The following is a 23,125-nucleotide window of genomic DNA, read 5'->3' on the forward strand; positions in this document are numbered from 1 at the left end:
GCTTCCGGGGCGGTTCGGATGTGTTCATGGGGTACCCACCGGGACCCGGGGCCATGCCCTGTCTACGAGACTAACCCCACTTGCTCAGGAGGCGGCGGGTCCGTGCAGTCGGCGGATCCAGCCGAACTCGACGGTGGTCGGATAGCCGTCGCGGGCCGGGTCGAAGCCGCCGTATTCGGTGCGCAACGCGTCGGTGAGCGTCGCGACCACGTGCCAGCCGAAGGAGTTCTCGTCGAGGGCGGCGGGCTCGCGGGCCAGTGCGCTCACCCGGGCGCCGAGCGCTCCGTCACCACCGGTGAACGAGCAGTCGATATGCGATTCCGGGGTCGCGACCAGCATCAAAGCGGTGGCCACCTCGTCGAGTGCGAGGAGTAGGTCGGTGACCTCGTCGAGCGCGAAACCGCGGACCAGCAGCACGGTTTCGGCGAGCGCGTGCACCATGCTCAGCTGGTCGAGTTCGGCGGGCACCTGGAATCCGACGGTCCGCGAACGGGGAGCGGTGTCGCGATCTCGAGCTCGCACGCCACCTCCCTCGTTCCACAACCGTTGTTCGGAGGTTACCCCGTAACCATCGGGTCACGCCTCGGGGTCATTTCGGGTCGTTGCCCGTCGACTCCGGTTCGCCGGGCCGCTTGCCGCGTGGCCTGCGCATCAGCAGCACCACCGCGACCAGGACGACCAGGGCGATGATCGCGATTATTTCCATATTCGGCGCGTACCCCCTCGCCCGTGACCGAACCGCTGTTTACCGAGTCGATTACGCGGTAGTCCCCGGGGGAAGGTTTTTCCCACTGGTAACAAACAAACAGGCAGGCTCGCGGTGCCCGGTGGCAGGCCCATTCTCTGAGTTTCCCGACTGCGAAGGGACGACGAAAGACTATGACCGAACACGACATTCCTCCTGAGTTCACCCGCCCGCCGACGCCGCCCGATGAGGATCCAGGGACGCCGTGTGAGCAGGCCGGTCCCGCACCGGACCAGGAGGGGCCCGCGCTGCGCAGCCCCACCGGCGCACCGATTCCCGGTGAGGCGACGCTGCGCGCCCAGCAGGGTCCGCGGTTGACCACTCCGCAGGGTGCGGGGGTGGCCGATACCGATCACGCGCTCAAGGCGGGGCCGCGCGGCCCGACGCTGCTACAGGACTTCCATCTGCGCGAGAAGATCACCCACTTCGACCACGAACGCATCCCCGAGCGGGTCGTACACGCACGCGGCACCGGCGCGCACGGTGTATTCGTCGCCAACGGCGCCGCCGCGTCGTTGACCCGCGCGAAGTTCCTGGCCGCCGACGCGCAGACTCCCGTGTTCGTCCGATTCTCGACCGTTCTCGGCTCGCGCGGTTCGGCCGATACCGTGCGCGACACCCGCGGTTTCGCGGTGAAGTTCTATACCGGCGAAGGGGTCTACGACCTGGTCGGCAACAACATTCCGGTGTTCTTCATCCAGGAAGCGATCAAATTCCCGGATGTGATCCACGCCGGAAAGCCGGAGCCCGACCGCGAGATCCCGCAGGCGCAATCCGCCCACGACACCTTCTGGGATTTCGTCACCCTGCACACCGAGGCGACCGCGCACACCTTCTGGAATATGTCCGATCGCGCGCTGCCGCGTTCGCTGCGGATGATGGAGGGATTCGGCATCCACACCTATCGGCTGGTCGCCGAAGACGGCACGACGAGTCTGGTGAAATTCCATTGGAAGCCGCGTCTGGGTGTGCACTCGATGCTGTGGGAAGAGTGCCAGCTGACCGCGGGTTTCGATCCCGATTTTCATCGCCGGGACCTGGCCGACGCGATCGCCACCGGTACGGCACCGGAATGGGATTTCGGCATCCAGGTTTTCCCGGACACCCCCGACCACCTCTTCGAGGGCATCGATCTGCTCGATCCCACCAAGCTCGTCCCCGAAGAACTCGCGCCCGTGCAGACGATCGGCACGCTCCGGCTCACCGCGAATCCGGAGAACTTCTTCGCCGAAACCGAGCAGGTGGCGTTCTGTCCGACGCACCTGGTGCCGGGCATCGAGGTCACCGACGATCCGCTCCTGCAGGGCAGGTTGTTCTCCTATCTCGACACCCAGATCAGCAGGCTCGGCGGGCCGAATTTCACGCAGCTACCCATCAATACCCCGCACGCCGATGTCAACGATCTGTTCCGCGACGGTATGCACCAGGGCGCCGTGCACCCGGGAGTCGCTGCGTACAAACCGAATTCGCTCGGCGGCGGTTGTCCGTACGCGGCGAGTTTCGCCGGCGAGGCCTATGTCGATTCGCCGACACCGATTCCGCCGCCTACCGCCAAGCTGCGAACCTCCGCCAACAGCGAGGGCGCGGTGTCGTTCGCCGACCATTACTCGCAACCACGCCAGTTCTACCGCAGCCTGACCGCAGGCGAACAGCAACACCTGGCCGACGCGTTCTCGTTCGAACTCGGAAAGTGCGCGTCCGCGACGATCAAGCAACGTGGACTGCAGATGCTGGTCAACGTCGACGACGGGCTGGCCGAGTATGTCGCGGGCCAACTCGGGCTTGACAAACCGGCACCGAACGCCGAACCCGTGGAGCTCGCGCCGAGTGCCGCGCTGTCGCAACGGCACGGCAGTTTCCCCGTCGACGGCCGCACGGTCGCGGTGCTGGTGGACGACACCACGTCGGCCGAGGCGATCCAGTCGGTCTCGACCGACCTCACCACGGCGCTCGTCACACCGATGATCGTCGCAGCGCACGGCGGCATCATCGGCGGTGAGCCGGTGGCACGAACCTTCGCCACGATGCGATCGGTCGAATTCGACGGTGCGCTACTGCTGGCCGCACCCGCTGATCCACAAGTCGACCTGCTGATCGAGGAAATGTGGCGGCACGGCAAGGCGATCGCCGCCGTCGGCACCGCGGCATCGGTGCTGCAGCGCAACGACATCGACGCCGACGCACCGGGAATCACCGTCGCGGACGCCGGTGCGGCGACCACCGGTCTGCTCACCGATCTGGGTGAGCACCGCGCCTGGGCGCGAATCGAACCGGACTCCTGACCCGCGTAGCCGTTCAGAATGTCGGCGTCCGTTCGGACCGACGCCGACCACCCGCCGACAAAGGAGGCGACGATGTTCCCGATCGAGCTCACCGAGCCGACCCCGCCGGGCCCCGCACCGGATCCGGTCCCACCTTCTCCCGGTGATCCGGTGCCGTCCCCGCCGGGTCCCGCGCCGATTCCCACCCCGCCCGGTCCCGATCCTGTGCCGACCCCGCCCGCGCCGCCCGGCCCCGGCGAGCCCGTGCCGCCGCGGCCGGATCCCGACCCCATTCCGCGGGTTTCCGCGTCGTCGCCGGGCAGGCGGACTCCGTAGATCGCTAGCCGACGGGGTCGGCCCGGATGCCCTCGTGCGCGGTCAGCAGGACGTGGTCGAGGCGAGTCCGCAGCCGGACCTCGTCGGTGGCCACGGTCGGCAGCTGGGCCACCACCCGTTCGGCGATCGCGCGCAGCTTCACATTGGTCTCCTGCGAGCGCCACCGCAGCACCCGGAACGCCTGATCGGCGCTGACACCGTAGGCGAGCATCAGCGCCCCTTTGGCCTGTTCGATCACCACCCGCGCTTCCAACAGCCCGGGCAGGGCGCTGTCGATGGCCTCGCGCCGGTATTCGGCCGCGGTGTCGGACAGATCGATGTAGTACCCCTCGGTGCCGATCACCGTCCCGTCCACATCGGAAAGCGGCTCCGACACGACCAGCACATCGCGGACCCGTCCGTGGGTGTCGACGATCCGGTGATGGCTCGAGAACGCGCCGCTGTCCTCGACCGAGGTGATCATCGCCGCGACCCGGTCCCGATCGTCAGGGTGCTTGTGCGACAACAACATTTCGGTCGTCGGCACCGTGCCCGGCGGGTAGCCGTGCATCCGCGCCACCTCGTCGGACCACTCCCACTGCCGCGTGGCGGATCGGAAGCGGAACCGGCCGACCGTCAACGGGTCACCCACTCCGATCACGCGCTCGACAAGAGCACGCTCTGTCATGGATACATCGTCCCGTTCGGTCATGCACTGATTATTCACTGCCGACGCGGCGCTTGTTTGCACCTGGCGGTCCCGGGTAGGCCGTCCTTGGGTCCCCAGGATGGCCCACGGCCACCAGGTGGCCGAGAAGCAGCCTGAAAGGAATGACATGAGCATCGCTGACAAGGCGAAGAACAAGGCCGAAGAGCTCGCGGGCAAGGCCAAGGAAGCCACCGGCCGCGCGACCGACGATCGCGACCTCGAGAACGAAGGCCGCGGCGAGCAGGCGAAGTCGAACCTGAAGGACGCAGGCGAAAAGGTCAAGGACGCCTTCCGCGACTGACCGGCCCATACACCGCCCGGGTCATCGGTCCCCACCGGACCGATGACCCGTGGTCTCTGAAGTAGGTGATGCAGTGCCCGCCCAGGTTCCGACCGTCGGCGTCGAAGAAGAATTCCTGCTGACCGATCCCGACACCGGCGCGCCCGCGCCGAAGAACACCCTCGTCGCCGAGACGGCAAAACGGGCCGGGGTCGAACTGCAGCTCGAACTGACGAGCTGCCAGGTCGAAACGAGCAGCGCGGTGCACTCCGACATCGGCGCGTTGCTGGCGGACCTGCGGACCTCGCGCCGCCGGGTCGCCGAATGCGCCGCCGAGCACAACGTCCGGCTGCTGGCGGTGGCGGTCCCGCCGACCGTGCCCGAGGGATATCCGGTCACCGATACACCCCGCTACCAGCGCATCGCGCACAGTTTCGGCATGATCGCGCACGAGCAGGGACTGTGCGGCTGCCACGTACACGTCGCGGTGCCCGACCGGGAAATCGCGGTGCAGGTCAGCAATCACGTGCGCCCCTGGCTGCCGGTCCTGCTGGCGCTGACCGCGAATTCGGCGATCTACCGCGGCAGCGAAACCGGCTATGCGAGCTGGCGCAGCATCCTGTGGCGGCGCTGGCCCAGCGCCGGTCCGCCGCCGTACTTCGACTCACTGACCGACTACGAATCGATCGTGGCGATGATGCGGGCCAGCGGCAGCATCCTGGACAACAAGATGGTCTATTGGGACATCCGCCCGTCGGAGACGTTTCCGACCGTCGAGATCCGGGTGAGCGATGTGCCTGCCACGGCCGAAGAATCCGCGCTGCTGGCCGCGCTCATCCGAGGCATCGTCGGCACCGCGCTCGACGCCGTCGCCGACCACGTTCCCGCGCCCGCCGTGCCCGGCGAAATTCTTCGCGCCGCCTACTGGAACGCGGCCCGCTCCGGACTGGACGGTGACGGCCTCGACGTCGTCGGCGGTCGCGTCATGCCGCACCGCGAGCTGCTCGCCGACTTGGTCGAACAGATCCAGCCCGCCCTGCGCCGCTACGGTGACCACGACTTCGTCACCGCCACTGTCGCCGCGCTGGTCGAACGCGGAAACGGGGCGCGACGCCAGGTCCGGGCGATGAGCAGGCGTCGTGAAATCGCCGACGTGCTCACGGAACTGGCCGACGCGACGCTCGAGGGCTGCTCATGACCGCGACACGGTTGGCATCAGATCCGTCACAATCGGTGACAGCGTCGAACGCGCGTGCTGAAATGTAGGCACCAGCCGCTCTTGAGTCACCAGGACCGGCTGGGGGCAGCAAGATTTCCTGCCGGTGCCCGAGGATTCGAGAAACTCGTGAACACCCATTCCAGCCGTGACGATCACAGCACCCCCGCCGCGCCGCCCCAGCTGCGCGCCGAACTCACCCTGCATCACACGGCCACCATCCTGCACGTGCACGGTGAGATCGACGCCTGCACCCTGCCGCAGTGGCGAACGATCCTCGACGACGCCTTGGCGGCAGAGGGGGAGTCCGGCCACCTGGTGATCGACATCCGCGACGTCACCTTCATGTCCTGCCGGGCAATTCTCGACATGGCCACCCGAGCCCAGCAGAGCAGTGCGCGCATGAGCGTGGTCAACCCCGTCCCCACGGTCACCGACCGCATCATCGTCGCCGCCGGCCTCACCGAATGGCTACCCGTCTACGTCAGCCGTACCCAAGCCCTGGCATCCGCCCGGCCACTGCGGCAGTCCATTCGAACGACGTTCCCGCCCCCGTCGCCGCTGACGACGTAACAGCGCAGGTCCCAGCCCTGACGGAACGGGATTCCCTTGCGACAAAAAATCTACTGTCGCGGGTGTAGACATTCTGAAAGTGGGTGTGTACAGTCGCTGGAGTACGAACTAGAGAGTCCAAGAGGCCGGGCAGATGAACTGCCCGGAGCAGAAGGTTCCACCGTCCCCTCCGGCGGAGAAGAGAATCCGGTGCAGTAGGCCGGACCGGCGGAGGGGACGAAGAAGCAAGATGAACAACAGCAAGGTGAACGAACATCGTGAGTAGGACTGGTGAAACAGGAGGTGGTGGGTTTCTGAAAAGTCACTTACCGTTGAAGTCAATCCCTCATCCGTAAATCTCAGGCCCCGGCGCACAGTGCGCCGGGGCCTTCCGACGTTGAATCACGAGAGGTGCTGTGCAGCAACCGAACCTGAACACGGCCGACGGCATCAGTGCCGCCGACAAGCTCGACGACGACGACTACCCCGCCTACAGCATGGGGCGCGCCGCGGAAATCCTCGACGTGACCCAGGCCTTCCTCCGCGCCCTCGACGCGGCCGAACTGCTGATCCCGCAACGTTCTTCGGGCGGCCACCGCCGCTACTCCCGCTACCAACTGCGCATCGCGGGCCGCGTCCGCGAACTGGTCGACGCGGGCAATTCCCTCGAATCCGCCTGCCGCATCGTCATTCTCGAAGACCAGCTCGCCGAAGCCCAGCGCATCAACGCGAGCTTGCAGACCGCGCTCGACAACCGAACCGCCGAGAACTGAGCCGCCCCGAATCCGGGTGGGCACGTTGGTGTTCACCCGACCGGGCGGGGCCGCTTCACCCGTTCGCCGCGATCAGCATCGGCATCAATTTCTCGGCGCTCACCATATGATCCTGTCCGGCCAGTATCTGATGGGTCGCCCCAGGGATGGCATCGGCCAGCGCGCGCGCCACCTGACGCAGTTCGGGCGGACTCTTTTCCCCGACCACCACCTGCACGGGCACCTCGATGCCGGCGAATCGTGCCACCGGCGGCAGATCCTCGGTGATCGCTATGTCGTACATCAGCGTCGGGGCGAGCGCCTTCATCGTTCTCCAGCCCGGAAACAACGGAAGCAACGCGACGAACGCACTCGGCATCCCGATTCCCCGCAGAAAAACCTTCAGCGCGCGACCGTTTTCGCCTTCGTCGACCAGCACTCGCACCTTGTCCGCCAACTGGGCGTAGGAAACCCGCTCGGCCTCGTCGTGCACATACGAAGCGTCGTAGATGACGACCCTGTCGATCTTGTCCGGCAGCCGAGCCGCCGCTTCGAGCGCCAGCGCCGCCCCCGACGAATGCCCGTAGAGAACCGCCCGCCCACCCGCGGCATCGACAACCGCCTCGATATCGTCGACCTCCCGCTCGACCGAATACGGCAGCGCGTTTCCACTGTCCCCACGCCCCCGCCGGTCGTAGTTGTAGACAGTGAACGCCGAGGAGAACACCCGCGCATCCCCGACCACCGGCCGAAACCGACGAAAACAAATCGCCCCGGTGATGTAGACCAGCGCAGGCCCACCGCCGGAAATGTCATAGGCGATTTCCGTGCCGTCCGTCGACGTCGCCGTCCTCATTGTCACGCTCCCTTATCGGTACAGGTCAGTCAAACCGATATGACGCCTTCGACCGTTGAAACTCATCGGTCTCGGCGTTCGAGGTTATGCGGGTGGCGCGACGAACAGAGCTGGGTGGTGCCGTGTCATCGCGCCGATGATGTCGGCGGCCTTGTGCGGACGCAGCCGAGTGGGGGACAGCACCAGGGTCTTGTGCCCGTCGACCGCGGTCCAGCCGCTGGCCACGGTCGGCTGGATCCTCGGCTGTCGGCCGGTGGACCGTTCGTGCAAGATGACTTCGATCGTCTCGTGCCAGTAGAAACGCCCGATTCTTACCGCGGCTACCTCGTTCCACGCGATTGTGGCGACCTGTCGCCCACTGGCCGCGGCCGCGATACCCGTGGCGTCGAGGACGAGCTCGGGCAGATTCTCGACCAGGGCTCTGATCGTCGCGAACAGGATCATGCAGGAAATAACCGCGACAGGCAGTGCGTGGATCATTCGTTGGACGACGTCGATGTCATCGTCGAACAGCAGGACCATCGCGAATGTGGCACCGGCACCGAACATCAGGATGTAGAAGATGAGCTCGCCCCGCGGCCTGGGGTACACCGTTTGCATGATCTCCCTCGGCGCGAAACTATGGGAATCGCTTGGCGATTGCGGTGGCGATGGTGTTCGGTTCGTGTTCCTGGATGAAATGGCCTGCGCGGGGTAGTTCGACGATGTCGAGGTCGGTGAAGGTGGTGCGCATTCGGGGGATGTAGGCGTTCGGGCGGAAGGCCATGTCGCGCATTCCCCAGGTGAGCAGGGTCGGCTTGTCGGCGAGCTGAGCGGGTACGTCTCGGGCGAGCTGGTCGAGCAGCGGGCGAGCGGCGCGGATTTCCCTTGGCATCACGGTGAGGCCGTGGCGGGCTTCGGGGGTGGGTTGCACCAGGCGGTAGTGGTCGGCTTCGGTTGGCGTGAGTGTGCGTCCGAGTTCGGCGAGCAGGACGCCCTCGATGAGGAAATTCTTCTCGAGGATGCGGCGCTGCATCGGACGGCTGCTCATGACCGTGCTGAACGCTCGGTTCGCCACCGATTCCATCGGCCAAAACGTGGTGTTGCCGAGGATGAGTCCGCGCACCCGATCCGCTCGGGCGGTGACCGCGCCGAGTCCGATGGGCCCGCCCCAGTCGTGGCCCATCAGCACGAAGTCGTCGAGTTGCAGGTGGTCGATGAGTTCGCCGAGAACCGCGGTGTGCTCGGCGATGGTGTAGCCGAAACCCACTGGGCGCTCGGACAATCCGAATCCGAGGTAGTCGACGGCGACGCACCGGTACCGGTCGCGCAAGTCGTTCACGAGGTGCCGGTAGAGGAAGCTCCACGCGGGGGCGCCGTGACAGAACAGGATCGGTGGGCCGTCGCCCTCGTCGATGTAGTGCATCCGTCCGGCGGACGAGTCGAACCAGCGCGACTCGAAGGGGTACAGATCCCTGTCGGGGACGAAATCGATCAGCATGGGGTCCTCCTCCCGGTGTCAGACTAGCTGTGGCGCAACAGATTTGCGATCAACGTCAACCGAGATGACTATCACGGGTGCCGCTGAGCGCTCGAACACCGTCATCCCGGCTGTGATGTCGCGACCCGCGTTGAGATGCCCGTCCCCACGCGACGAAATGACGCCGGGTTGGTAGCGTGGCGGGTGTATTGGTGCTGGTAGCGGGCCCTGGCGGGTCGGCTGCGCTAGGAGGTCGACCCGGAGTTTCCGCGACGAGAGGCCGTTCGATGCGTGCGCAGATCAATCTGACTGTCGATGGGCGGACCAGGGTGGTGGACGTCGACACCCGCGCCACCCTGCTGGATGTGTTGCGTGAGCAGTTGGGTGTCACCAGCCCGAAGAAGGGCTGTGATCGCGGGCAGTGTGGATCGTGCACCGTGTTGCTCGACGGGCGAAGGGCCACGCTGTGCCTGGCGCTGGCGGTCGCCCACGACGGGGCGCGCATCGTCACCGCCGACGGGCTCGCCGAGGGCGGTGAACTGCATCCGATGCAGCAGGCATTCCTCGAGCACGACGGCTTCCAGTGTGGGTACTGCACTCCGGGCCAGATCTGTTCGGCCGTCGGCATGCTCGACGAGGTGAAGGCGGGTGTCCCGAGTCATGTCACCGCCGACCTGACGGCCGAGATCGAGCTGAGCGTCGAGGAGATCCGGGAACGGATGAGCGGCAATCTGTGTCGCTGCGGTGCCTATCCGAACATTGTCGCGGCGATCGAGGAGGTCGGGCGATGAGGGAGTTCGTCTACGAGCGGGCCGCCGATGCCGGGCATGCGGTCACCGCGGTGCTGGCCGAACCCGATGCCGTATTCCTTGGTGCCGGAACGAATCTCGTCGATCACATGAAGCTCGGTGTGATCGCCCCCGGACGGCTGGTCGATGTCAGCGGTCTCGCGTCCGACGAGATCACCCAGCGCCCGGATGGTGGTGTGCGGATCGGCGCGGGCGTGCGCAACGCGGACCTGGCGGCGCACCCGGTGATCAGGGCGCGCTACCCGATGCTGTCGGCGGCGTTGCTCGCAGGCGCGTCGGCCCAGCTGCGAAATCTTGCCACCACCGGCGGAAATCTCCTGCAACGCACCCGCTGCCCCTACTTTCAGGACCCGACTGTTCCGTGCAACAAGCGCGAGCCCGGCACCGGTTGCTCGGCGATCGGTGGGTTCGACCGCGATCAGGCCGTCCTCGGTGCGTCGAGCCGATGCATCGCCACCCATCCCTCCGATATGGCGGTCGCGATGGTCGCGGCGGAGGCGGTGGTGCGAGTGCTCGGCGCGCACGGCGAACGCGAGATACCGGTGGTGGACCTGTATCGCCTGCCCGGTGACGAACCCGACCGCGACACCGTCCTCGAGCACGGCGACCTGATCACCGCCGTCGACCTGCCCGCCCTCGACTGGGCGCGCACCTCCACCTATCGCAAGGTCCGCGACCGCGCGTCGTTCGCCTTCGCGCTGGTCTCGGTGGCGGCGGCCCTCGACATCGCCGACGGGGTCGTGCGGGATGTGCGGATCGCGTTCGGCGGCGTGGCACCCAAACCATGGCGAGCACTGCGCGCGGAAGCCCACCTGCGCGGCCGAGCCGCCACCGAGGAGCACTTCGCCGCCGCCGCGAACGCCGAACTCGCGCACGCACAACCGCAGCGGCACAACAGTTTCAAGATCCCGCTGGCGCGCAACGTCCTCGTCGCGACCCTGCGCGACCTGAACGAGGCGCGATGAGCACCCCCGCGATCGGCAGCTCACCCACCCGCATCGACGGTCCCGCCAAACTCCGCGGTGTCGCGCCGTACGCGATGGAGCACCCGCAACGAGAACCGCTGTACGGCTGCGTCATTCAGTCGACGATCATCCGTGGTCGAGTGCGGGAGATCGACACGAGCGCGGCCGAGCAGATCCACGGTGTCCTCACCGTGCTCACCCACCACAACGCACCCCGGTTGGCCGTCGACGACGACAAAGAGCTGTTCATCCTCCAGAACGACGAGATCGCCTTCCGCGGTCAAGCGCTCGGCGTGGCCATCGCGACCAGTCTCGAGGTGGCCACGGAGGCCGCGGCGCGGGTGCTCGTGACCTACGACGAGCGTCCCGCCGAGGTCACCTTCAGCGCCGACAGTGCCGATCTCTATACCCCGGCGGAGATCGACGGTGGTTCACCCGCCGATACCTCGATCGGCGATGTCGACGCCGCCCTGGACCTCGCCCCGATCGCGATCGACCAGACCTACACCACCGCGATGGTCCACAACAATCCGATGGAACCGCACGCCACCATCGCGCACTGGACCGACGGTGCCCTGGTGCTGTTCGACTCCACTCAGGGCCCGCACGTGGTGCGATCCACGATCGGGCCGCTGTTCGGGATGGACCCCGAGCAGGTACGCGTGATCGCACCGTTCGTCGGCGGTGGTTTCGGCTCCAAGGGCCAACCGCATGTCAATATCGTGCTCGCCGCGATGGCGGCGAAACTCGCCGACGGCCGCCCCGTGAAGCTGCCGCTGACCAGGCAGCAGCTGTACTCGCTCGCCGGTTACCGCACCCCGACCATCCAGCGCATCCGGCTCGGCGCCCACCGCGACGGCACGCTGACCGCGATCGCCCACGACGTGGTCGAACAGGTCTCCGAGGTCAAGGAATTCGCCGAGCAGACCGCGATCGCCTCCCGGGTGATGTACGCCGCCGCCAATCGCTCGACCTCGCACCGCTTGGCCGCACGGAATGTGCCGGTGTCGTCGTGGATGCGTGCCCCCGGACACTGTCCCGGCATGTACGCGGGCGAGACGGCGATCGACGAGCTCGCGGTGGCTCTCGGGATGGACCCGATCGCCCTGCGCGTGCACAACGAACCCGAGGTCGACCCGGAATCCGGCCGCCCGTTCTCCAGTCGCGGCCTGGTGGAATGCCTGCGTACAGGGGCTGACCGCTTCGGCTGGGCCGATCGCGACCCGGCACCCCGATCACGCCGCGAAGGCCGGTGGTTGATCGGCTCCGGCGTCGCGGCCGCCACCTATCCGGCCGGCCTCTCCGCGGGCAATGTCGCCCGCGTGCGCCGGGTCGGCGACCGCTACGAAGTAGCCATCGACGCCATGGATATCGGCACCGGCACCTGGACTTCGCTCGGTCAGATCGCCGCCGACGCACTCGGCGTCGAGCAGCATCGGATCGAGCTGCGGATCGGCGATTCCGACCTGCCAAAGGGGACGGTGGCGGGCGGCTCGACCGGCATGGCCTCCTGGGGTTCGGCCGTGGTGGCCGCCGCGCGGGCCTTCCGCGAGCGATACGGGCAAGAACCCGCCGACGGCGCCGAAGTGACCGTCGAGGCGCCCGAAAACCCGGCCCGAGACGTCTTTTCGACGCACGCTTTCGGCGCCCACTTCGTCGAGGTCCGGGTGCACACCGACACCGCCGAGATCCGGGTGCCCCGCGTGGTCAGCGTGTTCGGCGTCGGCCGCATCATCAATCCCCGCATGGCCCGTTCGCAGTTCATCGGCGCCGTCACGATGGGCCTGTCGATGGCGCTGCTGGAAAGCAGCGAGTTCGACCCACGGGTGGGCGCGGTGGTCAACCACGACCTCGCCGGCTACCACATCCCGGTCAACGCCGACATCGGCGAGATCGACGTCAGCTGGATCGACGAGCACGACCCGCACCTGAACCCCATGGGCAGCAAGGGAATCGGTGAGATCGGCATCGTCGGCTCAGCAGCCGCGGTAGGCAATGCGGTCTATCACGCCACCGGCGTCCGGGTCCGCCACGTCCCCATTCACCTCGAGGACCTGCTCGGCGCGCTCTGATCAGCAGCGGGTGGGTGCGGGTTCGCCGCGGAAGCGGGCCTCGAGGAAGTTCCAGGCTTCGGGGAGGCCGACGACTGCGGTGGTCATGTGTTCGGCGATCTGATAGCGGGAAAAGGTCACCGGGGCGCCTGCTGCGCAGTAGCGGGCGGCTACGTCGGCGACGGCGTCGTAGGGGGTGAGGCCGTCGAAGACGCCGTGCCAGAGCATTATCGGGGTTTCCGGGATTTCGGGATAGTGGCGCAAACTGTTCTCCCGCAACACCGCTCGTGCCTCGGGGTTGTCCATCAGGGACTTGGTCGCCGCGAGTTGTTCGGCGCTGCGGGTGATGCCGTGGAACAGCAGGAAGCGGCGGCATTCGTCGGCGGTGAAGTCCCGGTACCACAGGCCCTCGCCGTTGAGCTGGTCGGAAATCGGTAGGCGCTCGGGGTATTCGCGTTCCAGGCCCATGGCCGCCGCCCAGGCGAGGCCGAAACCGGGATGGTGGCCGAAGCCGATGCCGAGGGCCATCTGTTCGAGGTCGGCGGGGATGCCGCCCGCCGCGACGCCGGCCAGCTTCAGTTCGGGGGCATAGGTGGGCTGCATGGCGGCGGCCCATGCGGTCGCCAGTCCGCCGCCGGAGTAGCCGGCCAGGGCGATCTGGGACTGGCCGAGACCGAGTTCGGTGGCGCGTTGCAGCGCTCGCACACTGTCGAGGGTGACCAAGCCGCTGAGTTTGGCCGCGCCGTAGGCGACGTTCGGGCCGAGGTAGTCCGGCAGGGCGACGGCCCAACCGCGGCCCAGCGGCAGTACCGCGCCGAACGCGTCGGGGGTTTCGTTGCTGAGCAGGGAGTGCGACGGATTGCACTTGGTACCAAGGGAATTGATCAGCGCCTGGTACGACACCAGCGGCGGGTTCGCCACGCCCGCGGGGATCATCACCGTGGTCACGCCCATGATCGGGTCGCCTGCGGAATTGGTGGAGCGGAAGGCGACGTGCCAGATGTCGGTGCCCTGGTAGGGGCCGAGGTCGACCTTGCGTTTGCGGACCACATCACCGGGGGCGAAGTCACCGATGTCGGCCGGTGCGGTGAAGAACGGGTCGGGATCGGGGGTGGGGTACTGCGGCACGGAAGTTGCTGCGGGAGCGAATATTCCGACGCTGATGGTGCACAACAGCACAGTCAGCGCGGCTGTCCAGATGCGGCGCATGGTGGATCCTCAATCGTTGGAGTCAGCAGTTGTTCGGTGCGGGCTCGCCACGGAAGCGGGCATCGAGCCATGCGACGGCAGACGGAAAGCCCATGACGGCGGTCGCCAGGTGGTCGGGGCTCGGGTACAGCTCGGACTGCACCGGGGTCCCGGCCCGGCAATAGCGCTGGTTGGTACGCTCGACCGCGTCGACGGGAATGAGCGGGTCGATGGGGGTGTGCCATTCGAAGATCGGCATCGTCGGGACGGGTTCGAACAGCTCGAGGCTGTTCAGGTCGCCCACCTCCCACGCTCGTGGGTCGTCGATGAGCGAGACGGTCGAGGCGAGATCGGAGGCGCTGTGCATGGCGCCCGCGGCGATGAGTTCGACCGTGCAGCCGTTGGCCATGGCGTCACGCACGGACAAGCCGGTGTTGTTGAGCTGTCCGCTGATCGGCAGGCGGTCGGGGTACTCCCGTTCCAGCCCGAGTGCTGCCGCCATGGCCAGGCCGAACATCGGATGCGGGGCGAAGCCGAGGGCGCGCGCCATGGTGGTGATGTTCATGGGCACACCGCCTTGGGCGGCACCGACCAGGCGCAGCTCGGGTGCGTACTGCGGGGCGAGCGCGGCGGCCCAGCCGGTCGCCATGCCGCCGCCGGAGTAGCCGAGCATGGCCGACGGGCTGTCGGCCAGACCGAGTTCGGGGACCTTGGTGGCGGCGCGGATGCCGTCGAGGGTGATCTGGCCGCCGAGTTTGGCCGCACCGTAGGCGGCGTTCGGGCCGAGGTGATCGGGCAGGGCGATGCTCCAGCCGCGCAGCAGCATCGTGTTCAGCAGCGGCACAGCACGATAGAGCAGATTGGGATCGTAGGCGTAGAGGGCACGCGAGACCGCGCACTGGGTGCCGAGGCCGTTGATGATGTGCTGGTAGGACAGCAGGGGTGCGCCGGGGCGGTGGTCTTTCGGGGTGAGAACTGTGGTGGTCGCCGCGATGGGACGGCCCTGGGAGTCGTTGGACCGGAACTTCACCAAAGTGACTGTGGCGGTGGGGAAGTAGGGCAGTGGCTCCTGCACGCGCACGGCCAGCACGGCACCGGGTTCGTGCGCGGCGAGATCGGCGGGCGCTGCGTAGAAGGGGTCGGGGTCCGGTGCCGGATAGACCGGCGGGGATGCCGTGGCCGACTGCGGGCCCGAGGCGGCGAGTAGCCCGACCATCACGGCACAGGCGAGGGTGCGCAGGTTAATTTTCACGGAGCACCGCCGCGGCGGGAAAGCGGACACCGGTGGCGCGTTCGGATACCGCCCACAATTGCTGCCAGAGCGCCTGGTCCTGCGACAACGCACTCGATGGGCAGGCGCCGACCGGTCCTCGGGAATTGAAGAGCTTGGTCGGACCCCAGTAGACGTCCGGGTCCGCATCCGGCGCGGTGGCGGCATACAGGATGGATTGTGCTGCGGCGGAACGCGATTGGCCGACCAACCGGATGAACGGTTCGGCGACGTAGTCCAGCGGCGTCTGCGTCTTGGCGACGAGCCCGGTCGGGGCGACGCCGGGATGCACGGCATAGGACCGCAGCTCCGACCCGGATTCACGCAGCCTGCGCTGGAGTTCGCGGCCGAATATCAGGGTTGCCAGTTTCGATTCCGGATACGCCGAGTGCCTGCTGTATCGACGATGTTCGAAGCGTAGATCGTCGAGCGGCAGCGTGTTGGTCCAGCCGTGCGAAATACTCGACAGCGAGATGATCCGGTCGCGGATTCTGTCCAGTAGCAGCCCCGTCAGGGCGAAATGGCCGAGATGGTTGACGCCGAATTGTGTTTCGAATCCGTCGGCCGTGCGCGCGAACGGCACATTCATCAGCCCGGCATTGTTGATGAGTACATCGAATTCGCCACACTGTTGCGCGAATCGCCGCACATCGGACAGATCGGCAAGATCGAGAGCCGCCACCGAAATATCGCCGGTGAGCCGATCGGCGACCGCCTGCCCCCTTTTCGGGTCGCGGCACGCCATGATCACCGTCGCGCCGTGCGCGGCGAGGGTACGGGTCACCACCTCACCCAGGCCGCCGTTGGCCCCGGTGATAACGAATCGTCGGCCGTGCTGATCCGGAAGCGGATCGGGAGTCCTTGCCATGGCGCATGACCTTACGAATCGTGGCAACCCGGTGGCAATGCGTTTGGAAAATGTCAGGGAGGCCGCCGCGACCTTTGGTCGTTTCCCAAAGCCGCCCTCGGCGACCGGAAAATTGTCGGCCACTGTCGTAGCGTGACGCCGGTCAGTGTTGTCGAGTAGACCGTCGGGGCGAATACCCGACCCCGCCGCACTGCTCGCCTCCCCTTCGATTACCGCTGATGCAGGAGATGTTTGCCCTATGGCTCGCGAAGACGAACTACGCACTTACATGAAGAAGGCGATCCGGGAATTGCAGACCACCCGGGCGCGTCTGGACGATGTGGAAGCGCGGGCCACCGAGCCGATCGCGATCGTCGGTATGGCATGTCGTTATCCGGGCGGAGTCACCTCGCCCGAGCAGCTGTGGCAGGCGGCGGTGGACGGGCGCAGCCTGGTGTCGGAGTGGCCGGCCGATCGTGGCTGGGATATCGAGGGCCTGTTCGATCCGGAACCGGGTGTGCCCGGTAAGTCGTATGTGCGCACGGGTGGTTTCCTCGACGGCGCTACGCAGTTCGACGCGAACTTCTTCGGGATCAGCCCCCGCGAGGCGCAGGCGATGGATTCGCAGCAGCGCCTGGTGCTCGAGACCGCGTGGGAGGCGTTCGAGCGGGCCGGGATCGATCCCACGACGGCTCGTGGCAGCGCCACCGGTGTGTTCGTCGGCTTGATGCCCGACACCGAAGGTCCGTCCTCGCGCGATATCGACGAGCGGGTGCGCGAGACGATCGAGCACTTCCTGATGACCGGTCAGGCCTCGAGCGTCGCTTCGGGACGGGTGTCGTATGTGCTGGGCCTGGAAGGGCCGTCGGTCACGGTGGACACCGCGTGCTCGTCCTCGCTGGTCGCGATCCATCAGGCAGTGCGGTCGCTGCGCTCCGGCGAGTCGACGCTGGCGCTGGCAGGCGGTGTCACCGTGATGGCGACACCGGCCGCGTTCGTCGCGTTCTCCACCCAGCGGGCGCTGGCAGCCGACGGCCGGTGCAAGTCCTTCGCCGCGGGCGCCGACGGCACCGCGTGGGGCGAGGGCGTTGGCATGCTGTTGCTCGAGCGCGTCTCCGAAGCGCGACGCAACGGGCATCAGATCCTGGGTCTGGTGCGCGGCACCGCGGTGAACTCCGACGGTGCGTCCAACGGCCTGACCGCCCCGAACGGGCGCTCGCAGCAGCGGGTCATTCGATCGGCGCTGGCGGATGCGGGGTTGACCACGACCGATGTCGATGTCGTGGAGGCGCACGGCACCGGAACCCGGCTCGGTGACCCCATCGAGGCGGAGGCTTTGCTCGCGACCTACGGGGCCGAGCGGGCCGGCGGGGACGCGCTGTTGCTCGGCTCGCTCAAGTCGAATATGGGCCATACCCAGGCGGCCGCCGGTGTCGGTGGGCTGATCAAGATGGTGATGGCGATGCGGCACGGGGTGGTGCCGCCGACGCTGAATGTCGATGAGCCGACGCCGCATGTCGACTGGTCCTCTGGCACGGTCCGATTGGTTACCGAGGCGCAGCCATGGCCGGAGACCGGGCGTACGCCGCGCGCCGCGGTGTCGTCGTTCGGTATCAGCGGTACCAACTCGCACGTCGTTGTCGAGCGCGGGGACTACCTTCCCGACGCAGAGCGCCCCGATGTTGTTGCACCGCCGGTTATTCCGTGGGTGGTGACCGCGCGATCCGCCGATTCGGTGGCCGCCCAGGCGAGCGCGCTGCTCGACCTGGTCGAGGCGGACCGCGAGGTCGAGTCGGTCGATGTCGGTCTGTCGCTGCTGCAGACCCGCGCCCGGTTCGACCACCGTGCCGTGATCGTCGGCCATGATGTCGAGGAATTGACCGAGGGTTTGCGCGCATTGGTAGCGGACCGTTCGGCGCAGAATGTGGTGCGCGGCACCGCGAATGCGGCGGTGACGGCCGTGATGTTCCCCGGCCAGGGCGCGCAACGCGTCGGCATGGGTCGTGAACTGTACGAGGGCTTTCCGGTGTATCGGGCGGCGTTCGACGAGATCTGCGCGGAATTCGATCAGCACCTCGAAACCCCCTTGCGTGAACTGGTTTTCGCCGACGGGGAAAGTGCGGACCTCGACCGCACCGAGATCACCCAGGTCGCCCTGTTCGCGACCGAGGTGGCGATGTACCGGCTGGCCGAATCATGGGGCCTGCGACCGGCATTCGTCCTCGGACACTCGATCGGTGAAATCGTGGCGGCCTATGTGGCGGGCCTGTGGTCGCTCGCTGATGCCTGCACCCTGGTCGCCGCGCGCGGCAGGCTGATGCAGTCCGCACCGGCGGGCGGCGCGATGGTCGCGGTCGCCGCCGACGCGGAGACCGTCGCCGACCTGATCCGCCTGTACGACGACGTCAGCATCGCGGCGGTGAACGGGCCTGCGTCCGTGGTCATCTCGGGTGTGGCGAGTTCGGTCGAGGCCATTGCCGAGCAGTTGACGGCCGACGGCGTGCGGACCACCCGGTTGCGGGTGAGTCACGCCTTTCACTCCCCGCAGATGGATTCTGTCCTGGCGGAGTTCGGTGAGGTCTGTGCCGGCCTGACCTATCGTCCGCCGATGCTGCCGGTGATCTCGGCACTCACCGGCAAGGTGGCCGAGGCGGCACAGCTGTGTTCACCGGACTACTGGGTGAGCCACCTGCGCGAACCGGTCCGCTACCTGGATGCGGTGCGGTGGGCGCGCGAGCAGGGCGCGGTGAACTGCTTCGCCGAGATGGGTCCCGGTGCCGCGCTGACGGCGATGGTGCACGAGATCGCCGACGACGGTGAGACTTTGACCGCCGCCGCGCTACAGCGGCCCGGTATCGCGGGTGGCCTCGCGTTCGTGGCGGGACTGTCGGCGCTGTTTTCCAGTGGGGCCGCACTCGATCTGACTGCGGTGTTCGAGGGTTCCGGCGCACGTCCGGTCGACCTGCCGACCTACGCCTTCCAGCGCGATCGGTACTGGCTCGAGGTGTCCGAAGGCAGCAATGTGCGTGGTGCAGGGCTCGACGCCGCCGATCACCCGCTGCTCGGTGCGAAGGTCGGCCTCGCCCAAGACGGCGGGCTGCTGCTGACGGGACGACTGTCGCTGCACTCGCATCCGTGGCTGGCCGGACACCGCATCGGTGGCGCGGTGCTGCTGCCCGGCACGGCCTTCATCGAACTCGCCTGGCACGCAGGACAACTGGTGGACTGCCCGGTCGTCGGGGAACTCGTGCTGGAATCGCCGCTCGTCCTGCCCGAAACCGGCGCGGTGGAGCTGCAGGTGGTCGCCGGTCCGGTGCAGGAGTCCGGGCACCGGACGGTCGGGGTGTATTCACGTTTCCAGACTGCTTCCGGCGAAGAACTGCCGTGGATCGGACACGCCACCGGCACAGTGCAACCCGCGAACGAGACCACGCCGAGCTCGGCGGACGCGGGCACCTGGCCGCCCGCCGGAGCCGTCGCCGTGGCACTGGGCGACCCGTACGACGCGATGGCCGCCGTCGGCTACCACTACGGCTCGGCCTTCCGCGGCCTCGGACAGGTCTGGCGTCACGGCGACGACGTGCTGGCCGAAGTGGCACTCCCGGAATCGGATGCCGCGGATGCCGCCGACTTCGGCCTGCACCCAGCTCTGCTCGATGCCGCTCTGCACGCGATGATCGCCACCGGCACCGTCGGCCCGACCGACTCCGGCAAGATCCGCCTCCCGTTCGCCTGGGAAGGCGTCTCGCTCCACGCGGTCGGCGCGACGTCGCTGCGCGTTCGCCTCACTCCGGTGGGCACGGACCGGATCCGTCTCGAACTGAGCGATTCGGCAGGCAGACCCGTTGCCGACGCGGAATCCCTCGCACTGCGCGAGATTCCCCTGGAAGCACTGAGCCAGCGGTCGGCGTCCTCGGATGGCGGACTGTACGAGATGAACTGGGTGACCGTTCCGTCGGTCGAACCTGTTGTGGACCAGGGTGAATGGACTCAGCTGACGTCTCCGGCCGAGAGCATCTCGGTGGAGTGTTGCGAGCGAACCGATCGAGACCTCGTCGTCGTGCGCATACTCGGCGATGCCATCGCGCTCGGTTCCGACGCTGACCAGGCCGTTGGTGATGCCTCGGCTATCGGGCTCGGCCGGGCGATCCACCTCGACCGTGCGATCGATGTCGAGTCGACCACTGACCTCGGCCCGGATGGCGTGCGCGAGCGCGTCATCGCCGTGCAGACGGTTGTGCAGGAACTGCTGGCCGATGACCGATTCGCCAAGGCGCTGATCGTTTTCGTGACCAACGGCGCTGTCGCGGTACACGGTGCCGAAGATATTGCCGATCTGGCCGGTGCCGCCGTGAACGGGCTGCTGCGTACCGCGCAGAACGAGCATCCCGGGCGCATCGCACTGCTCGATCTCGATGGTCGCGGCGACTACCGAGAGGCGGTGTCGACCGCTACCGCGTATCCGACCGAGCCCCAGTTGGCGATCCGGCACGGTGAAACGCACGCCCCACGCCTGGTCCGTGCAGGCGCGGACACCGTCGGATCGGCCGAACTGCTCAACGGCGGCGACTGGCAACTCGTCGACCATGGTCGCGGAACTCTGAACGGCGACAACATGATTCTGGCCTCGCAACCCGAGGTCGAGCCACTGGGACCGGGTCAGGTGCGGATCGCCGTCCGGGCGGCGGGCGTGAACTTCCGTGACGTGCTGATCGTGCTCGGGATGTACCCGATCCCCGACACCGCCATCGGCGGTGAAGGTGCGGGCGTGGTCGTCGAGATCGCCCCCGACGTCACCGATTTCGCGGTCGGCGACAGGGTGATGGGCATCTTCACCGGCGTCAGTGCCACGGTCGTGGCCGATCAGCGGACCGTCATCGAGATCCCGGCCGACTGGTCCTTCGAGGACGCGGCGGCCGCACCGATCGTGTTCGCCACCGCCTACTACTCGCTCGTCGACCTGGCGCAGGTGCGGGCGGGGGAGTCGCTGCTGATCCACGCCGCCACCGGTGGTGTCGGTATGGCCGCCGTGCAGCTGGCCCGCCATCTGGGGCTGGACCTCTACGTCACGGCGAGCCCCGGCAAGTGGGATGTGTTGCGCGCGAACGGGTTCGCCGACGAGCGGATCGGCAACACCCGCACCACCGACTTCAAGGCCAAGTTCCTCGAGGTCACGGCTGGTCGCGGTGTCGATGTCGTGCTCGATTCACTGGCCGGCGACAAGGTCGACGCCTCGCTGGATCTGCTCCCGCGCGGCGGCCGGTTCATCGAGATGGGCCTGACCGACCTGCGCGACGCCGACGAGATCGCCCAGACCCACCCCGGCGTGCGCTACCAGAACTTCATCCTGATGGAGGCCGGCCCCGACCGGTTGCGCGAAATCATGACCGAGCTTCGTGCTCTGTTCGAATCCGGTGTGCTACAGCCACTTCCGGTGACCCGCTGGGATGTACGACGCGCACCCGAGGCCTTCCGGCAGCTGAGCCAGGCCCGCCACGTCGGCAAGTACGTCCTGACCGTACCGACCCCGCTCGACCCCGACGGCACCGTGCTGGTGACCGGCGGCACCGGCGGCCTCGGCGCACTGGCCGCCCGCCACCTGGTGACCGCGTACGGGGCCCGACACCTGCTGCTGACCAGCCGCCGTGGACCCGACGCCGACGGCGCGCGCGAACTCGCGGCGGAACTGTCCGCGCTCGGCGCTCAGGTCGACATCGCCGCCTGCGATGTCAGCGACCGCGACGCTCTCACCGCACTGATCGCGGCGATCCCCGCCGCGCACGCGCTGACAGCGGTGGTCCACACCGCAGGTGTCGTCGAGGACGCGCTGTTCACCAAACACACCCCCGAACACATTTCAAAGGTGTTCGGCCCCAAGGCCGATGCCGCGTGGCACCTGCACGAGGTGACCGGCGGGCACGCCCTGTCGATGTTCGTCATGTACTCCTCGATCGCGGGCCTGCTCGGCAACCCCGGCCAGGCCAACTATTCCGCGGCCAACGGTTTCCTCGACGCGCTGGCCCAGCACCGCAGGCACCGCGGCCTGCCCGCGACCGCCATGGCGTGGGGGCTGTGGGAGCGCGGCACCGGCATCACCGGCCACCTGACCGAGCGCGACCTGCAGCGGATGCGCCGCGAAGGCCTGATCCCGCTCACCGACGACGACGGCATGGCCCTGTTCGACAGTGCGCTGGCGACCGGCAGGCCGCTCGCGGTCCCCGCCCGGCTCGACCTCACCGCACTGAGCTCGCTCGGCGATGTGGACGAGATGCCCGCCATGCTGCGGTCATTGCTGCGCGGTGGTCCGCGCCGGGCGGCCGGGGCCGGCTCCGACGAGTCGGCGAAGCTGCTGTCGAGCCTGATCGGGCAGGAGCCCGCCGAACAGGAGCGGATCATTCTCGGTGTCATCCGCTCGCACGCGGCTGCGGTCCTCGGCCATGCGTCCGCAGATGCCGTCCCCGCCGAAACCGCGTTCACCGACCTGGGTTTCGACTCGCTGGGCGCGGTGGAATTCCGCAACCGCCTAGAAGCCGCGACCGGCGCGAAATTGCGCACCACGATCGTCTTCGACTACCCCAACGCGGCCGCGCTGGCCAACTATCTGCGCACCGAGATCGCCCCCGTGGACGACCCGGGAGCGCGGATCGTCGGACAGCTCGACGCGCTGGCCGCCGGCTGCGTCGGGGTGGAACTGCCACCGGAGCGGGTCGACGAACTGATGGCGCGGATCAACGACCTCGTGCGCACCCTGCGCGGCGGTGCCGACAGCGAACTCGTCGACAACATCGACGGAGCCGACGACGACGCGCTGTTCGACCTGATCGACCAGGTCCGTTCGGTCTGAGTGAGA

The 23,125-nt window shown here is 67.6% G+C and carries 18 protein-coding genes; 10 read left to right on the forward strand and 8 right to left on the reverse strand.

Features of this window, described 5'->3' with window-relative positions:
* Positions 1–84: 84 nt before the first annotated feature.
* Positions 85–522 carry an anti-sigma factor gene (locus tag ACFW6D_RS15530; protein ID WP_379328606.1) on the reverse strand — a complete coding sequence of 146 codons (438 nt, stop codon included), beginning with the start codon at positions 520–522 and terminating at the stop codon, positions 85–87.
* A 357-nt stretch (positions 523–879) separates the two neighbouring features.
* Between ACFW6D_RS15530 and ACFW6D_RS15535 the strand changes: the two genes are divergently transcribed.
* Both ACFW6D_RS15535 and ACFW6D_RS15540 read left to right on the forward strand, forming a co-directional pair.
* A complete protein-coding gene (locus ACFW6D_RS15535) occupies positions 880–3,027 on the forward strand; it encodes a catalase (RefSeq protein ID WP_379328608.1) in 2,148 nt (715 codons plus the stop codon).
* 72 nt (positions 3,028–3,099) lie between these two features.
* Complete coding sequence (locus ACFW6D_RS15540; protein WP_379328610.1) at positions 3,100–3,342, forward strand: hypothetical protein; 243 nt, start codon at positions 3,100–3,102, stop codon at positions 3,340–3,342.
* Positions 3,343–3,346: 4 nt separating this feature from the next.
* Here ACFW6D_RS15540 and ACFW6D_RS15545 read toward each other — a convergent pair whose 3' ends face one another.
* On the reverse strand, positions 3,347–4,009 hold the full coding sequence (locus ACFW6D_RS15545) for a PAS and ANTAR domain-containing protein (RefSeq protein WP_379328612.1): 663 nt from the start codon (positions 4,007–4,009) through the stop codon (positions 3,347–3,349).
* A gap of 148 nt (positions 4,010–4,157) precedes the next feature.
* Between ACFW6D_RS15545 and ACFW6D_RS15550 the strand changes: the two genes are divergently transcribed.
* The 4 genes from ACFW6D_RS15550 (at position 4,158) to ACFW6D_RS15565 (ending at position 6,851) form a co-directional block, all read left to right on the forward strand.
* Positions 4,158–4,331 carry a CsbD family protein gene (locus tag ACFW6D_RS15550; protein ID WP_379328614.1) on the forward strand — a complete coding sequence of 58 codons (174 nt, stop codon included), beginning with the start codon at positions 4,158–4,160 and terminating at the stop codon, positions 4,329–4,331.
* A gap of 73 nt (positions 4,332–4,404) precedes the next feature.
* The gene (locus ACFW6D_RS15555) at positions 4,405–5,508 is read left to right on the forward strand and encodes a glutamate--cysteine ligase (protein ID WP_379328616.1); all 1,104 of its coding nucleotides are present in this window, start codon (positions 4,405–4,407) and stop codon (positions 5,506–5,508) included.
* A gap of 147 nt (positions 5,509–5,655) precedes the next feature.
* Positions 5,656–6,099 carry an anti-sigma factor antagonist gene (locus tag ACFW6D_RS15560; protein WP_379328618.1) on the forward strand — a complete coding sequence of 148 codons (444 nt, stop codon included), beginning with the start codon at positions 5,656–5,658 and terminating at the stop codon, positions 6,097–6,099.
* Positions 6,100–6,494: 395 nt separating this feature from the next.
* On the forward strand, positions 6,495–6,851 hold the full coding sequence (locus ACFW6D_RS15565) for a MerR family transcriptional regulator (protein WP_379328620.1): 357 nt from the start codon (positions 6,495–6,497) through the stop codon (positions 6,849–6,851).
* Between the two features lie 55 nt (positions 6,852–6,906).
* Here ACFW6D_RS15565 and ACFW6D_RS15570 read toward each other — a convergent pair whose 3' ends face one another.
* From ACFW6D_RS15570 to ACFW6D_RS15580, 3 genes are all read right to left on the reverse strand, one after another.
* Positions 6,907–7,686, reverse strand: coding sequence for an alpha/beta fold hydrolase (locus tag ACFW6D_RS15570; protein WP_379328622.1), 780 nt, complete (start codon positions 7,684–7,686; stop codon positions 6,907–6,909).
* 84 nt (positions 7,687–7,770) lie between these two features.
* Positions 7,771–8,286 (reverse strand): hypothetical protein, encoded by a 516-nt coding sequence (locus ACFW6D_RS15575; protein ID WP_379328624.1) that lies wholly within the window; start codon positions 8,284–8,286, stop codon positions 7,771–7,773.
* A gap of 19 nt (positions 8,287–8,305) precedes the next feature.
* Positions 8,306–9,166 (reverse strand): haloalkane dehalogenase, encoded by an 861-nt coding sequence (locus ACFW6D_RS15580; protein WP_379328626.1) that lies wholly within the window; start codon positions 9,164–9,166, stop codon positions 8,306–8,308.
* A gap of 266 nt (positions 9,167–9,432) precedes the next feature.
* Here ACFW6D_RS15580 and ACFW6D_RS15585 point away from each other — a divergent pair, with 266 nt between their 5' ends.
* From ACFW6D_RS15585 to ACFW6D_RS15595, 3 genes are read left to right on the forward strand one after another with little or no spacing between them, the layout of a single operon-like run.
* Complete coding sequence (locus tag ACFW6D_RS15585) at positions 9,433–9,936, forward strand: 2Fe-2S iron-sulfur cluster-binding protein (protein WP_379328628.1); 504 nt, start codon at positions 9,433–9,435, stop codon at positions 9,934–9,936.
* Complete coding sequence (locus tag ACFW6D_RS15590; RefSeq protein WP_379328630.1) at positions 9,933–10,919, forward strand: FAD binding domain-containing protein; 987 nt, start codon at positions 9,933–9,935, stop codon at positions 10,917–10,919. Before ACFW6D_RS15585 ends, ACFW6D_RS15590 begins: the two co-directional genes overlap by 4 nt.
* Positions 10,916–12,991: a xanthine dehydrogenase family protein molybdopterin-binding subunit gene (locus ACFW6D_RS15595; protein ID WP_379328632.1), complete on the forward strand. Its 2,076-nt coding sequence runs from the start codon at positions 10,916–10,918 to the stop codon at positions 12,989–12,991. Before ACFW6D_RS15590 ends, ACFW6D_RS15595 begins: the two co-directional genes overlap by 4 nt.
* On the opposite strand, the gene ACFW6D_RS15600 is transcribed toward ACFW6D_RS15595, so the two are convergent.
* From ACFW6D_RS15600 to ACFW6D_RS15610, 3 genes are read right to left on the reverse strand one after another with little or no spacing between them, the layout of a single operon-like run.
* Entirely contained in the window at positions 12,992–14,179 is a 1,188-nt protein-coding gene (locus tag ACFW6D_RS15600) for a lipase family protein (RefSeq protein WP_379328634.1), read from the reverse strand.
* Positions 14,180–14,201: 22 nt separating this feature from the next.
* Positions 14,202–15,374 (reverse strand): lipase family protein, encoded by a 1,173-nt coding sequence (locus tag ACFW6D_RS15605; protein WP_379328771.1) that lies wholly within the window; start codon positions 15,372–15,374, stop codon positions 14,202–14,204.
* A 25-nt stretch (positions 15,375–15,399) separates the two neighbouring features.
* The gene (locus ACFW6D_RS15610) at positions 15,400–16,296 is read right to left on the reverse strand and encodes an SDR family NAD(P)-dependent oxidoreductase (protein WP_379328636.1); all 897 of its coding nucleotides are present in this window, start codon (positions 16,294–16,296) and stop codon (positions 15,400–15,402) included.
* A gap of 238 nt (positions 16,297–16,534) precedes the next feature.
* Here ACFW6D_RS15610 and ACFW6D_RS15615 point away from each other — a divergent pair, with 238 nt between their 5' ends.
* Positions 16,535–23,119: a type I polyketide synthase gene (locus ACFW6D_RS15615; protein ID WP_379328638.1), complete on the forward strand. Its 6,585-nt coding sequence runs from the start codon at positions 16,535–16,537 to the stop codon at positions 23,117–23,119.
* Positions 23,120–23,125 lie beyond the last annotated feature (6 nt).

Source organism: Nocardia sp. NPDC058705 (assembly GCF_042749305.1).
Classification (GTDB): Bacteria; Actinomycetota; Actinomycetes; order Mycobacteriales; family Mycobacteriaceae; genus Nocardia.